This is a genomic window from Pandoraea pneumonica, assembly GCF_049918595.1.
Lineage (GTDB): Bacteria > Pseudomonadota > Gammaproteobacteria > Burkholderiales > Burkholderiaceae > Pandoraea > Pandoraea pneumonica_A.
Genome location: NZ_JBNCRZ010000001.1, coordinates 440131 through 451962, shown reverse-complemented (window position 1 = coordinate 451962; position 11832 = coordinate 440131). Strand labels below are relative to the sequence as shown.

9 protein-coding genes are annotated in these 11832 nt (G+C 62.2%); 5 read left to right on the top strand and 4 right to left on the bottom strand.

Annotated features, from left to right (window positions below; translation table 11 throughout):
* Nucleotides 1–60: 60 nt before the first annotated feature.
* The 4 genes from ACPWR9_RS02100 to ACPWR9_RS02085 form a co-directional block, all read right to left on the bottom strand.
* Entirely contained in the window at nt 61–1194 is a 1134-nt protein-coding gene (locus ACPWR9_RS02100; RefSeq protein ID WP_426312706.1) for a 2-aminoethylphosphonate--pyruvate transaminase, read from the bottom strand.
* Between the two features lie 93 nt (nt 1195–1287).
* Nucleotides 1288–3108: a putative 2-aminoethylphosphonate ABC transporter permease subunit gene (locus tag ACPWR9_RS02095; protein WP_426312705.1), complete on the bottom strand. Its 1821-nt coding sequence runs from the start codon at nt 3106–3108 to the stop codon at nt 1288–1290.
* A gap of 7 nt (nt 3109–3115) precedes the next feature.
* A complete protein-coding gene (locus ACPWR9_RS02090) occupies nt 3116–4198 on the bottom strand; it encodes a putative 2-aminoethylphosphonate ABC transporter ATP-binding protein (RefSeq protein WP_426312703.1) in 1083 nt (360 codons plus the stop codon).
* Between the two features lie 100 nt (nt 4199–4298).
* Entirely contained in the window at nt 4299–5327 is a 1029-nt protein-coding gene (locus tag ACPWR9_RS02085) for a putative 2-aminoethylphosphonate ABC transporter substrate-binding protein (RefSeq protein WP_426312866.1), read from the bottom strand.
* A gap of 357 nt (nt 5328–5684) precedes the next feature.
* Between ACPWR9_RS02085 and ACPWR9_RS02080 the strand changes: the two genes are divergently transcribed.
* The 5 genes from ACPWR9_RS02080 to ACPWR9_RS02060 all read left to right on the top strand — a co-directional run bounded on the left by ACPWR9_RS02080 (nt 5685) and on the right by ACPWR9_RS02060 (nt 11812).
* Complete coding sequence (locus ACPWR9_RS02080; protein ID WP_150679972.1) at nt 5685–6404, top strand: phosphonate utilization associated transcriptional regulator; 720 nt, start codon at nt 5685–5687, stop codon at nt 6402–6404.
* Nucleotides 6405–6458: 54 nt separating this feature from the next.
* A complete protein-coding gene (phnA, locus tag ACPWR9_RS02075; protein ID WP_426312702.1) occupies nt 6459–7712 on the top strand; it encodes a phosphonoacetate hydrolase in 1254 nt (417 codons plus the stop codon).
* A gap of 18 nt (nt 7713–7730) precedes the next feature.
* The gene (phnY, locus tag ACPWR9_RS02070) at nt 7731–9185 is read left to right on the top strand and encodes a phosphonoacetaldehyde dehydrogenase (protein ID WP_426312700.1); all 1455 of its coding nucleotides are present in this window, start codon (nt 7731–7733) and stop codon (nt 9183–9185) included.
* Nucleotides 9186–9501: 316 nt separating this feature from the next.
* Entirely contained in the window at nt 9502–11304 is a 1803-nt protein-coding gene (locus ACPWR9_RS02065) for a Na/Pi cotransporter family protein (RefSeq protein ID WP_426312699.1), read from the top strand.
* On the top strand, nt 11264–11812 hold the full coding sequence (locus tag ACPWR9_RS02060; RefSeq protein ID WP_426312698.1) for a phosphonate degradation HD-domain oxygenase: 549 nt from the start codon (nt 11264–11266) through the stop codon (nt 11810–11812). The genes ACPWR9_RS02065 and ACPWR9_RS02060 overlap by 41 nt, the downstream gene beginning before the upstream one ends.
* Nucleotides 11813–11832: the final 20 nt, after the last annotated feature.

Here is an 11832-nt window from a genome sequence, read left to right as displayed (position 1 = left end):
GGCATACGCAGATCGGTCAGGGCGGCGGCGTACGAGACGCCGCCTTGCCTCGCTGTGTGACTACGCCGCCTTCGTCAACGGCGCAACTTGCCGGATACCGAGCGACGTCAGCGTTTGTGCGATCGCCGTCACGACGTTGCGCATTTCGTTGTCGTCGATGGCACCGATACAACCTACGCGGAACGTCTCCAGTTGCGTGAGCTTGCCCGGGTACAAGATGTAGCCCCGCTCACGCACAGCGGCATAGAACGCCTTGAAGTCGTACTTGCCGTCGGCGGGCGCGTGGAACGTGACGATCACCGGCGCCTGCACTTCCGGCGACAGGAACGGCCGGAAGCCGAGCGATGCCATGCCGTCGACAAGCGCGCGGCAATTGCGGCGATAGCGCTCGCCGCGCACCGGTTGCCCGCCCTCGGCGAGGAACTGATCGACCGCGGCACGCAAGGCCGCCACCACGTGCGTGGGCGGCGTGAAGCGCCACTGCGTGGTCTTTTGCATGTACGTGTACTGATCGTGCAGGTCCATCGCCAGCGAGTGACTGTTGCCAGCCGACGCGTCGAGCACTGACTTCTTCACGATCACGAACCCCATGCCCGGCACACCTTCGAGGCACTTGCCGCTGGCAGCGATCAACGCGTCGAACGGCATCGTGCGCACGTCGATTTCCACGGCACCGAACGAACTCATCGCGTCGACGATCAGCCCCTTGCCGTGCTTCTGGCACACGCGGGCAATATCGGCTAGCGGGTTCAGTACACCAGCCCCCGTCTCCAGATGCACTTGCGCCACGTGCGTGATCGACGGATCGCGCGTGAGCGCTTCGTCGATGGCAACCGCGCTCGCCGCTTGATCTTCCGGCACGGGCAACGCGACCGCATCGCGCCCGAGATAGCGGCAGATCTTCAGAATGCGTTGGCAATAAGCACCGTTGTCGGGCACTAGAATGCGCGCGTTACGCGGTGTGAGCGTGCCAATGGCCGCTTCCACCGAGAACGTGCCCGAGCCTTGCAGCGGCACGCAGGCGTAGTCGTCGCCGCCGTGCACGATATCGACGAGGTCGCGACACAGCGACGCCGTGATCTGGTTGAACTGGGTGTCCCACGAGCCCCAGTCGCGCAGCATGGCTTGTCGGGTCGCCGGCGACGTGGTGAGCGGGCCGGGGGTGAGCAGAATCGGTTCCTGACCGAGAATCATGACCGCCTCCTATTGAGCGGGGGAATCAAACGAAATCAAGCGAGAGAAAGAGCAAGCACATAACGTCCAAACGCAGTCCGAAAGCACTGTCCATCAATGACCTTTGCGCGCGAGTGCGGCGGGCCGCCGCCACGCCTGCGTGTAGCGCTCCACCACGAGCTGGATGCCGTGATACAGCAGGCAAACGAGCATCGACGTGAGCACGACGAGAGTGGCCATGGCGGCAGCGGGGCCGATGGAGCCCGTCTCGTCCATGTTGACGATGGCCACCGAGGCGAGCGACGTATCGGCGGAGTACAGGAAGACCACGGCGGACACCGTGGTCATCGCGTTGACGAAGAGATAGCGGCTGATGTCGATGATCGACGGCAGGCAGATCGGTGCCGACACGCGCCAGAACGTGCGGTAGAACGGCACCTTGAGCGAGGCCGACACGTACTCGAATTCCGGGTCGATCTGCTTGAGCGCGGTCACTGCCGTGAGATGGCTCGACGAGTAGTAATGCACGACGTTCACGATCACCAGAATGGCGAGCGATCCGTACAGACTGTGCAGCGGATTGCCTTCGGGAACGAAGAAGAAGATGTAACCAAGCCCGAGCACCAACCCGGGCACGCCCATCGGCAGCACCGCCATCATGCGAATGAAGCCGCGCAGCCACGCGAGGCCGCGGGTCTTCTCCAGCAGATACGCAATGACGAAGATCACCGCCGTACCCCACACCGCGCACCAGAACGCCATTTGCACGCTGTTGATATAGGCATCGACCGCGCCGCTCTCCACCAGTCCGAACTGGTAGTGACCCAGCGACAGGCTGAAGTTGTACGGCCAGAACTTCACGAACGAGGCGTAGACCGCCATGCCGAGAATGGCGAGCATGATGGCCGCCATGCCCCAGCAAAGCACGGCCATCACCCAGTCGAAGCCGCGCGAGGGTTTCGGCACGTAAGGCACGGCGCGCGCCGAGAGCAGCGCCTGTTGCTTGCGCTGCACGACGGCGTCGACCAGATAAGTGATGCCCACCGGCACGAGCAGCACGAGACCGACCACCGCGCCCTTCGAGAAGTCTTGCTGCCCGATGACGAGTTTGTAGATATCGGTAGCCAGCACGTTGAAGTCGCCACCGATCACCTTCGGAATACCGAAGTCGGAAATCGCGTAGGTGAAGACGATCATCGCTGCGCTGATCACACCGTATTTCGCGCCCGGCAGCGTAATCGTGAAGAACCGCCGCAACATCGGTGTGCCGAGCGCATCGGCCGCTTCGTAGAGCCGTGCGTCGGTGAGTGAGAGCGCCGTAATCATGATCATCAGCGCGTGCGGGAACGTCGCGTTCACCAAGGACATCACGATGCCCAACGGCCCGTAAATATCGATGTCGCCCATGAACGGACGCAGCACGCCTTGATTGCCGAACCAGAAAATGAACGAGATCGCCGGGAGCAGCGTCGGCCCGAGAATTGGGATGAGTGCGATATTGCGCAGCAGCGTCTTGCCGCGAATGCAGCTACGCGTGAGAGCGTAGGCAAAGATAAAGGCGAGCGGCACGGTGATGCCCGTCGTCACGATCGAGATCCACACGCTGTTCCAGATCGATCCGAACAGGGCTGGCGAATGGAAGTACTCGCGGAAGTGCCGCAAGCCGACGAAGTGGCCGTCGTTATCCTGCACGCTTTTGATGAGAATGGCGGCCATCGGCGCGAGCAGAAAGAGCACGCCTGCCGCAGCGGCAATCAGCAGCAGCGCTTGAGCAAGACGATCCGTCCAGTGCGACGCTAGCCGCGCGGGCCGTAGCGTCGATGGCGGGGCACTACCGGCGGGCCCCGCATGCGGCATCTGCGAGGTGTGATGCGCGAGCGGCGAGGTGGCTTGCGCTGACGATGCGGCGGTCAATGTCGACGGTACAGAGCTCATCGCGGCTTCACCCCTGACGGAAGACGCGCACGGCGGCGCGCGGCACGGCAAAGCGCAACGCGCCGCCGGTGGCCGGTTGCAGGGCCTGCATGTCGGCAGGCGAGAGGTCGGCGTAGAGCGGGTGGTCGCACGCGGGCATGCGCAGCGTCACACGAGAGAATGCACCGAGAAATTCGATCTTCTCGACCGCGCCGTCGAAGAGGTTGGCCTCGTCGTCGAGGTCGTCGAGATCGCGCACGCGCACGTCTTCCGGGCGGAAGAACACGCGAATGTCTTCACCGGTGCGACAGCCGTTGAGCGTGCCGCACGTCAGTTCGTATTGGCCGACTTGCACGCGTCCGGCGTCACCGAGACGTGCGGGCAGGATGTTGGTCTTGCCGACGAAGTCCGCGACAAAGGGGGTGGCCGGGTGCTGATAAATCTCGCCCGGCGTGCCTACCTGCTCGATCATGCCGTGGTTCATCACCACAATGCGATCGGCCATCGACAGCGCCTCTTCCTGATCGTGCGTCACCAAAATCGTGGTGATGCCCAGACGCTGTTGCAACGCGCGAATCTCGCTGCGCAAGCGCACACGCACACGGGCGTCGAGCGCTGAGAGCGGCTCGTCGAGCAGCAACAATCCGGGTGACGTGGCGAGTGCGCGGGCAATGGCGATGCGCTGCTGCTGCCCGCCGGAGAGTTGCCCCGGGAATTTACGGCCCGCGTCGGGCAGGCCCACCATCTCGAGCAATTCGGCGACGCGCTGGTCGCGCTCGGCGCGCGGTACGCGACGGTTGGTCAGCCCGTAGGCGACGTTTTGCGCCACGCTCAGATTCGGAAACAGGGCGTACGACTGGAAGACGATGCCGTAGTCGCGCTGCATGGGCGGCAGCGTGGAGATGTCGCGGCCGTTTTGCGAAATCCTGCCGTGGGTCTGCGCTTCGAGGCCCGCGATGATGCGCAGCAAGGTGGTCTTGCCGCAGCCCGATGGGCCGAGAAAACAGAGCATCTCGCCGCGTCGGACGGTGAGATGAATGTCGCCTAGCACCACGGTGTTGTCGAACCGTTTGTGGATGCCGGCGAGGCTCAGATACGTGTCGTCGCTCATTCGGGAGACCTCCTGCGATGGGCGTTGTGTCCGGTATTGCGAACGGAGATGAAATACGGCGCCGGGCGTGTCGCTACGGACTTTCCCGGCGCCACTCACGTTACTTCTTCTCCGACTTCGCGCCGTAACGCTTCTGCCATTCGGCGAGGACCGATTCGCGGCTCTTCGCGATCTCCGTGAAATCGTTCTTCACGAGCATGTCCTGGTAGTTGGCGGGGATCGTGTCGAACTTCTTCGCGACACCCGGATACGCCACGATGGCCCAGTCCTTCGCGTACATCTCGTTGGCTTCCTTGCTGGCGAGCCAATCCATGTAGCGCTTCGCTGCATCGAGCTTCTTGGTGGTCTTCACGATGCCGGCCGCTTCGATGTCGTAGCCGAGCCCTTCCTTCGGGAACACCAGATCGATCGGCGCGCCGGCGGCCTTGGTGCGGTGCGCGTTGAACTCGAACGAAATGCCGATCGGGTACTCGCCCGCACCCGCGTCGCGACACGGCTTCGAGCCCGAGTGGGTGTACTTGACGATGTTCTTGTCGAGCGCATCCATGTACTTCCAGCCGCCGTCCTTACCGAACATCTGGAGCCACGCGGTCACGTCGAGAAAGCCGGTGCCCGACGTGGCCGGGTTCGGCATCACGATCATCCCTTTGTAGATCGGCTTGGCCAGGTCTTCCCACGACGTGGGCTTCGGCAGGTTGCGCTTGGCGGCTTCCACGGTGTTGAAGCACACCGTCGCGCCCCACACGTCGAGGCCGATCCACGACGGCGGCGTGGCCTTGTCGCTATAGGCGCGCGTGAGCTGGTCGAAGCCCTTGGGCGCATACGGCGTGAGCAAACCTTCTTGCTTGATCAACTCCAGACTCGATGCGGCGAGCCCGGCAATCACGTCGGCCTGCGGATTGGCCTTTTCGGCGAGCACCTTGGCGGTGACCACGCCGGTGGAGTCGCGCACGTACTTGATCTCGATATCGGGGTTCGCTTTCTGGAAGGCCTCGGCGTACGGCCGCATCACTTCGACCTCCCACGCCGTGTAGACAGTCAACGTGGTCTTGGCGAGGGCATGGCCGGCCTGTGCAGCACAGACAAGTCCGGCGGCGAGGACGGCAGCGGCACGCAGGGCGCGGCGCATCGGTTGGTTCATGGATGGCTCCTGTGGGTCGGGCAAAACGCCTTCTTTGAGGCGGTGTGTTGCATATTATTGGCAAATTATGTCTTTTTCTTGAAACCCTTTGCGTTTGTCATCTGCTCGTCAAATACCTCCAATAGTATGGAAATCATTGATTCAGATAGGGTTTTGTCGCTGCCTGCACCGACTCACCCCGACAGTGTTGCAAAATTCGCCTGCGATGTCGGATGTGTTTTGTTGACAATCTACAAACTGCTGTGCTTGAATGTCAAGCAACAAAAATAATCACGTAATGCCACAAAACGCCTCACGTGATTGGCTGAATGTTCGCATCAGAGTTCAGAGAAAAGGAAGACCGGTATGACCCCTAAGCCCACCTCGCCCACGGCCATCGAGTTGCTGCAAAGCCAGTCGCTCACCACGCTCGTGCAGCACGAGATCGAGCGCCAGATCATGGCCGGCACGCTCACGCCCGGCACCAAGCTCAACGAGATCGAAGTGGCTGGCCGCCTCGGCGTGTCGCGCGGCCCGGTGCGCGAAGCGTTTCGGGCGCTGGAAGAGGCGGGGCTGCTGCGTACTGAAAAGAATCGCGGCGTGTTCGTGCGGGTGATCTCGCTCGAAGAAGCCGAAGAGATCTACACGCTGCGTGGCGTACTCGACGAATACGTGGGGCGCACGCTGGCCGAAGTCATCACGTCGGAACAACTCACGCGCCTGCGCGAGTCGGTCGAGGCGATGCATCAGGCGGTGGAGACCGGCGACAGCGAGGCGTACTACCAGTTGAACCTCGCGTTTCACGATGCGCTCGTCGAGATGGTCGGCAACCGCAAGCTGCTCGAGACCTATCGTCGGCTGGTGAAGGAGTTGAGCCTGTTCCGCCACGAAGCGCTGACCGCCGATACGTCGGCACCGCCGAAGTCGGAGCGCGAGCACCGCGACATCGTGAGCGCCATTGCATCGCGCGATCCGGCGCGTGCCGCGCAGGTCATTCGCGAGCATTTGTCGCGCGGCCAGGCGCGCATTCGCGAGGCGTTGGCCCGCGCCCCCGGGGCTGCGCCGACGCAGGCGAAGGCTGGCTAATCGACGAATTGACGAATTGACGTATTCGAACGAATTGCTCTTGAGGAGACCGACGTGACCCAACCCGTACAGATCCAAGTGAATGGCCGCCAGTACCGGCTGCCGCAACAGCCTACCGTCATCGTATGTGTCGATGGTTGTCAGTTCGAGTATCTCGAAGCGGCGGCCAAAGCCGGTGTCGCGCCGTACATCAAACACCTGCTCGCCGAAGGCGCGGTGTTTCAGGGCGACTGCGTGGTGCCGTCGTTCACCAACCCGAACAATCTCTCCATCGTGACCGGCGCCCCCCCGGCCGTGCATGGTATCTGCGGTAACTATTTCTACGATCCGGCGGCCGATGGCGGCAAGGGCGCGGAAGTCATGATGAACGACCCCGCATATCTGCGCGCCGGCACCGTGTTGGCTGCTGCGGCCGATGCCGGTGCCAAGGTCGCTGTCGTCACGGCTAAAGACAAGCTGCGCAAGTTGCTCGGTCACCGCATGACGGGCATCTGCTTCTCGTCGGAGAAGGCCGATCAGGTCACGCTCGCCGAGAACGGCATCGAAGACGTGCTGGGCCTCGTGGACATGCCCGTGCCGGACGTCTACAGCGCAGCGCTCTCCGAGTTCGTGTTTGCCGCGGGCGTGCGCTTGCTCGAGACGCGTCACGTCGACCTGATGTACCTGTCGACCACCGACTACGTGCAACACAAGTGGGCACCGGGCACCGAAGGCGCGAATGCCTTCTACGCGATGATGGACAAGTACCTGCGCCGCATGGACGAACTGGGTGCAGTGATCGGTCTGACCGCCGACCACGGTATGAACGCCAAGCACGATCCGAAGACGGGGCAGCCCAACGTGATCTATTTGCAGGACTTGCTCGACGACTGGTTGGGCAAGGGCGTTGAAGCGGGCGGTGCACGCGTGATTCTGCCGATTACCGATCCGTATGTGGTGCACCACGGCGCGCTCGGCTCGTTTGCCACGATCTATCTGCCGCGCGAGATCGACCGCGATGCCATCCGTGCGCGCATCGCCGCCATGCCGGGCATCGAAGTCGTGTTGACCAATGCCGAAGCCTGCGCGCGCTTCGAGCTGCCGCCCGATCGCGTGGGCGATCTGGTGGTGGTGAGCGATCAATCGGTGGTGCTCGGCACGAGTGCCAGCCGCCACGACCTCACGGGCCTGACCGTACCGCTGCGCTCGCATGGCGGTATCTCGGAGCAGACCGTGCCGCTGCTGTTCAACCGCAAAACCCAAGGCATTCCGGGCAAGGCGCGCTTGCGCAACTTCGACATTCTCGATGTCGCGCTGAACCACGTTTAAGCCAAACTGGAGAACCCCATGAACGCGCCGCACAAGCTGCATCCCGAGTTTCGCGCCGAAGCCTTGCGTATCGGCGGAGAGAAAGTCACCCGCGAACGGATCATCGAAGTCTTCAATCCGTATTCGGGCGATCTGGTTGGCACCGTACCCAAGGCCTCGCTCGACGACGTGCGCCGCGCGTTCTCGATCGCCAAGCAATACCGCTCGACGCTTACCCGCTTCGAGCGCGCGAACATTCTCGACAAGGCCGCCGCGCTGCTGCGTGAGCGCACCGCCGAGGCTGCCGCCATCATCACGATGGAGTCGGGCCTGTGCAAGAAAGACGCGGTGTACGAGATTGGCCGTGTGGCCGACGTGCTCGGCTTTGCTGCGACCGAAGCGCTGAAAGACGATGGACAAGCGTTCTCGTGCGACCTCACGCCGCATGGCAAGAAGCGCCGTGTGGTGACGCAGCGCGAACCGCTGCTCGGCGCGATCTCGGCGATTACACCGTTTAATCACCCGATGAATCAGGTCGCGCACAAGGTTGCGCCGTCGGTCGCCACCAACAACCGCATGGTGCTCAAGCCCTCGGAGAAAGTGCCGCTCTCGGCGTACTACCTTGCCGATACGCTTTACGAAGCCGGTCTGCCGCCGGAGATGCTGCAAGTGATCACGGGCGATCCGATGGAGATCGCCGACGAGATGCTTATCAACGAGAACATCGACATGATCACCTTCACGGGTGGCGTGTCGATCGGTAAGTACATCGCGTCGAAGGCTGGCTATCGCCGCATCGTGCTGGAGCTGGGTGGCAACGATCCGCTGATCGTGATGGAAGACGCCGATCTGGATCGCGCGTCCGATCTCGCAGTGCAAGGCTCGTACAAGAACTCGGGCCAGCGTTGCACGGCGGTCAAGCGCATGCTCGTGCATCGCGACATCGCGGCGCAGTTCACCGAAATGGTCGTGGAGAAGACGCGGGCATGGAAGTACGGCGATCCGGGCGATGGCAGTAACGATATGGGGACGGTCATCGACGAAGCGGCGGCCCGTCTGTTCGAGGCGCGTGTGAACGAAGCCGTGGCACAAGGTGCGCGGCTGCTGGTCGGTAACAAGCGCGACGGCGCGCTGTACTCGCCGACGGTGATCGATCGTGTCGATCCGAAGATGACGGTGGTGCGTGAAGAAACCTTCGGGCCGGTGTCGCCGATCATCACGTTCGGCAGCATCGATGAGGCGATTGCGATCTCCAACGGCACCGCGTTTGGCCTGTCGTCGGGCGTGTGCACCAACCGGCTCGATTACGTCACGCGTTTCACCAACGACTTGCAGGTCGGCACGGTCAACGTTTGGGAAGTGCCGGGTTACCGAATTGAACTGACGCCGTTCGGCGGCATTAAGGATTCGGGGCTTGGCTATAAAGAAGGGGTGCAAGAGGCGATGAAGAGCTTCACCAACACCAAAACCTTCACGTTGCCGTGGGGTATTTAATGTGACGTCCGGGACACGCCCGAGGGGGTGAGGAGAGGCCGTTCGGCCGCTTACCTTCCGGGCTGTCCCCCTTACGCAACAAGGCTTGGCAGAGTTGGCGTAAAAATTGTGACAAATTCATGACACGATTGTTGCGCTCGTCATTTTGGTGTACGGTGTACCGATTGGGGATACGCATGACGCGTGAACTTCATACGCATCCCGACGCCAGTTCTGATCTGACGCGGGATGCCGGTATGGCAAACCAGTGGGCGCGTCATGTCGGCGGCGCACGGCGCTGCCGGTCCCGTCGACAACAAGATCACGGAACACTGGCATGCTGACACTGCTCAACCTTCTCTCCGGCGTAGCGATGCTGATCTGGGGTACGCATATCGTGCGTACCGGGGTCCTGCGCGTCTACGGCGCCGATCTGCGGCGCATTCTCTCCCACAGCATTTCGAATCGCTTTCTTGCCTTCGCAGCCGGCGTGCTCGTGACCGGTCTGGTACAGAGCAGCAACGCGACCGCGCTCATCGTGTCGTCGTTCGGCGCGCAGGGGTTGATTGCGCTGGCCCCGGCGCTCGCCATCATGCTCGGGGCCGACGTCGGCACGGCCATCATGGCGCGGATCCTGACGTTCGATCTGCACTGGTTGTCGCCGCTGCTGATCTTCTTCGGTGTCATCTTTTTTCTTTCGCGTAAGCAAACGCGCGCCGGTCAACTGGGCCGCGTGTCGATCGGCCTTGGCCTGATTATTCTTGCGCTGCAATTGATCGTCGGCGCGACCACGCCGATGACGCAGGCGGCGGGCGTCAAAGTGTTGTTTGGCTCGCTCACTGGCGACGTGATGCTCGATACGCTGATCGGCGCGCTCTTCGCGATGATCTCGTATTCGAGTCTGGCGGCGGTGTTGCTTACGGCCACGCTGGCGTCGTCGGGCGTGATCTCACTGAAGGTCGCCTTATGTCTCGTGATCGGTGCGAATCTGGGCAGCGGCATGCTCGCCATGCTGACCTCGGCGGGTCAGAACGCGGCAGGGCGTCGCGTGGTGTTCGGCAGTCTCATCTTCAAACTGATCGGCTGCCTGATCGTGCTGCCGTTCGTCGACTACGCGCCGCTGATGGTGAGTTGGCTCTCGGACCAGCCCGCGCAGGCTGTCGTGAACTTCCACGTCATCTACAACCTGATTCGCTGCTTGGTGTTCCTCGCGTTCACCGAACCGATGGCGCGTCTGTGTGTGCGCTTGTTGGCGGAAAAGCCGGAAGCCGATACCAGCGCGCGGCCTCGCCATTTGGATGAAAGTGCGCTGTCGATGCCGTCGGTGGCACTGGCCAACGCCACGCGCGAAACGTTGCGCATGGGCGACATCGTCGAGCAGATGCTCAACGGACTACTCGAAGTCATTCGCAGTAACGACGTCGTGCGTGCACGCGAAACGCGGCGTCTGGACGACGACGTCGACCATCTCTACACGGCCGTGAAGATGTACCTCACGCGCGTGTCCCGCGAGAACCTGAGCGAGCCGGACAGCCGCCGCTGGACCGACATCATTTCGCTCACCATCAATATGGAACATGCGGGCGACATCATCGAGCGCATGGTCACTGAAGTCGAAGAGAAGAAGATTTCGCACAAGCTGTCGTTCTCCGAGGCTGGGCTGCAAGAGATTTGCGATATGCATGCGCGGCTGGTGACCAACTTGCAACTTGGCTTGTCGGTGTTTCTGAACGGCGACCTCAAGAGCGCGCAGCGCTTGATGGCCGAAAAGGAAAGCTTCCGCGATCTGGAGCGCGCGTATTCGTACACGCACTTGAATCGTTTGGCGGGGCAGTCGGTGCAGAGTATCGAGACAAGCTCGCTGCATCTGGACATCATCAGCGACATGAAGCGGTTGAACTCGCTGTTCTGCTCGACGGCGTACGCGGTGCTCGACGACGCGGGTGCGTTGCGCAAGAGTCGCATGCGCGACAAGCCGAAGGAAGTGAAAGAGACCAAGACGCAGAAGGAAACGAAGGTGTCGAAACTGGCGGCGCTGGCCGACGTCGCGACGGCGGCCGCCTCATCGGATTCGCGCGACGACAACGAGAGTTCACACGATGGCCCTGAGCCTGCCGGACATCCGCACCCTGTTCGATAAATTCGGCTCGCTGGCATACAGCGGCGAGCCCGTCACCCAGTTGGAGCACGCGCTGCAAAGCGGCGCGTTAGCACAGAGCGAGGGCGCCGACGAGGCGCTCGTCGCCGCCAGCTTCCTTCACGATCTCGGCCATTTGCTCAACCTTCAGGGCGAGACGCCCACCGAGCGCGGCATCGACGATCTGCATCAGTACTACGCCTTGCCTTTTTTGCGGCCGTTGTTCGGCGATGCGGTTCTCGAACCGATTCGGTTGCACGTCGATGCCAAGCGCTGTTTGTGCGCGGTCGACGCTGAGTACTTCAGCCAACTCTCCGCCGACTCGGTGCGCAGTTTGGCCTTGCAGGGTGGGGTGTTCAGCGAAGAGGAAGCGAAGACGTTTCTGGGGCGCGAGCATGCCGAAGCGGCTATGCGCCTGCGCCGCTGGGACGACCGGGCAAAGATCGCCGGGATGGAGACCCCGTCACTCGATCACTTCATGAAGGTGCTGGAGCGCGTCACGATTCAGTGAGGCGTTTGCGAGAGGGGGAT